The sequence below is a fragment of the Streptomyces inhibens genome, assembly GCF_003389455.1.
GTDB lineage: Bacteria > Actinomycetota > Actinomycetes > Streptomycetales > Streptomycetaceae > Streptomyces > Streptomyces inhibens.
Genome location: NZ_QUAC01000309.1, coordinates 1 through 2,294, shown reverse-complemented (window position 1 = coordinate 2,294; position 2,294 = coordinate 1). Strand labels below are relative to the sequence as shown.

The window sequence follows — 2,294 nt, the reverse complement described above, 5'->3', positions numbered from 1 at the left end:
GGCGGCGTGGGTGGGGTGGGCCGGGTGGGGCCGGTGTGGGGCAGGGGGCGTGGCCGAAGTGCGGCGGGTGGCGTCCGGCGCGGGGAATGCCTACGGACGATCGCGCGTTGGCGCTCATGAGAACGAGGAGGAGCGGTCACTGTGTTGGATCCCCAGAGTTTGTACGAATGGGAGCCGAGCGGGCTCGCGGAGGTCGAGGCAATCGCCTCCAGGGACTCCGCCGGACTGGTGCTGCTGTACCACTTCGACGGGTACATCGACGCCGGCGAGACCGGCGACCAGATCGTGCAGAGGCTGCTGGACGGCCTGCCGAACGAGGTCGTCGCCCGCTTCGACCACGACCGCCTCGTCGACTACCGCGCCCGCCGCCCGCTGCTCACCTTCGAGCGCGACCGCTGGACCGCCTACGAGACCCCCAGCATCGAGCTGCGGCTCGTGCGCGACACCACCGACGCACCGTTCCTGCTGTTGTCCGGACCCGAACCGGACGTCGAGTGGGAGCGCTTCGCGGGCGCCGTGAAGCAAATCGTGGAGCGGCTCGGTGTGCGCCTCTCGGTGAACTTCCACGGCATCCCCATGGGCGTCCCGCACACCCGCCCTGTAGGCATCACCCCGCACGGCAACCGCACCGATCTGATGCCGGGGCACGGCGGCTTCTTCGACGAGGCGCAGGTGCCCGGCAGCGCGGAGGCGCTGATCGAGTTCCGACTGGCCGAAGCGGGCCACGATGTCCTGGGCGTGGCGGCGCACGTACCGCACTACATCGCCCGGTCCGCGTATCCGGACGCCGCGCTGACGGCGCTGGAGGCGGTGACGGCCGCGACCGGTCTGGTGCTGCCGGGGGCGGCACATTCGCTGCGTACGGAGGCGCTGCGGACGCAGGAGGAGATCGAGCGGCAGATCTCGGAGGGCGATGAGGAGCTGGTCGCGCTGGTCAGCGGTCTTGAGCACCAGTACGACGCGGTGGCCGGGGCGGAGAGCCGGGGGAACCTGGTGGCCGAGCCGGTGGAACTCCCGTCTGCCGACGAGATCGGCAGGGAATTCGAACGGTTCCTGGCGGAGCGGGAGGGAGACAGCGGCGGCAGCGGGGCCTGATCCGGCCACCCCCGCCACCCGGCGCCTCCTGGGCACCTGCCGTCCGCGCGCACCATATAGCGTGGGCCCATGGTGAAGGTGGGGCTGACCGGCGGAATCGGTGCAGGCAAGAGCGAGGTGTCGCGACTGCTGGCGTCGTACGGCGCGGTGATCGTGGACGCTGACAAGATCGCACGCGAAGTTGTCGAGCCGGGGACACCCGGACTGGCGGCAGTGGTCGAGAAGTTCGGGGGCGACGTACTCACGCCGGACGGCACACTGGACCGGCCGAAGCTCGGCGGGATCGTGTTCGCCGACCCCGAAAAGCTGAAGGCCCTGAACGAGATCGTGCACCCGCTGGTGGGCGCGCGGTCGGCCGAACTCGAGGCATCGGCGGGGCCGGACGCGGTGGTGGTCCACGATGTGCCGCTTCTGACGGAGAACGGCCTGGCGCCGCTGTACGACCTGGTGGTCGTGGTCGATGCCGCACCGCAGACCCAGCTGGACCGACTGGTACGGCTGCGCGGTATGGCGGAGGACGAGGTGAAGGCCCGGATGGCGGCTCAGGCAACCCGTGAACAGCGGCTGGCCGTCGCGGATCTCGTCATCGACAACGACGGACCACTGGAGGATCTGGAACCCCAGGTCCGCGCGGTGTGGGAGCGGCTGCGGGGCGCATGAGCCCGGGCGATACTCTCGCCGCCATGACTGCTGCTTCCGATCTCGACGCCAACACGCCCGACGTCCGGCCCGCCGCCACTCCGGAGCCCGGCCCTGGCTCCTCCTCCGGCCCCGTTTCCGAGTCCGGCTCCGCCGACGACTCGGCGCCCGCATCGTTCGTGGTCAACATCCCCGGTATCGCGGACGCCGATCTGGAGCCGGATCCGCTGGATCCCTCCCAGATCGTCTCCGGCGAGCCGGTGGTGACGGGCAAGGTGCTGTGGGAGTCCCCCGACGGCCGGCAGATCCGTGGGATCTGGCAGATCACGCCGGGTGTGGTGACGGACACCGAGGCCAATGAGCTGTTCGTGGTCGTCAGCGGGCGCGCCACCATCGAGGTCGAAGGCGGCCCGGTCCTCGAGGTGGGACCGGGCGACGCCTGCGTCCTGCGCGAGGGCGACCGCACGCAGTGGACCGTGCACGAGACGTTGCGCAAGGCGTACCACATCAGCCTGTAAGGGATGGGTCGAAGTGGGCCTGAGGTAAGGGTGGGAGGGGGG

Annotated in this window: 3 protein-coding genes; all 3 read left to right on the top strand. The window is 70.5% G+C overall.

The window, feature by feature from the left end; all coding sequences use genetic code 11:
- Nucleotides 1–141 precede the first annotated feature (141 nt).
- The 3 genes from DY245_RS33155 to DY245_RS33145 all read left to right on the top strand — a co-directional run bounded on the left by DY245_RS33155 (nt 142) and on the right by DY245_RS33145 (nt 2,252).
- Nucleotides 142–1,095, top strand: a complete 954-nt coding sequence (locus DY245_RS33155) for a PAC2 family protein (RefSeq protein WP_128510858.1) — start codon at nt 142–144, stop codon at nt 1,093–1,095.
- A gap of 69 nt (nt 1,096–1,164) precedes the next feature.
- The gene (coaE, locus tag DY245_RS33150) at nt 1,165–1,755 is read left to right on the top strand and encodes a dephospho-CoA kinase (RefSeq protein ID WP_128510857.1); all 591 of its coding nucleotides are present in this window, start codon (nt 1,165–1,167) and stop codon (nt 1,753–1,755) included.
- A gap of 176 nt (nt 1,756–1,931) precedes the next feature.
- Nucleotides 1,932–2,252 (top strand): cupin domain-containing protein, encoded by a 321-nt coding sequence (locus DY245_RS33145; RefSeq protein WP_425329471.1) that lies wholly within the window; start codon nt 1,932–1,934, stop codon nt 2,250–2,252.
- The last annotated feature ends 42 nt before the right edge of the window (nt 2,253–2,294 follow it).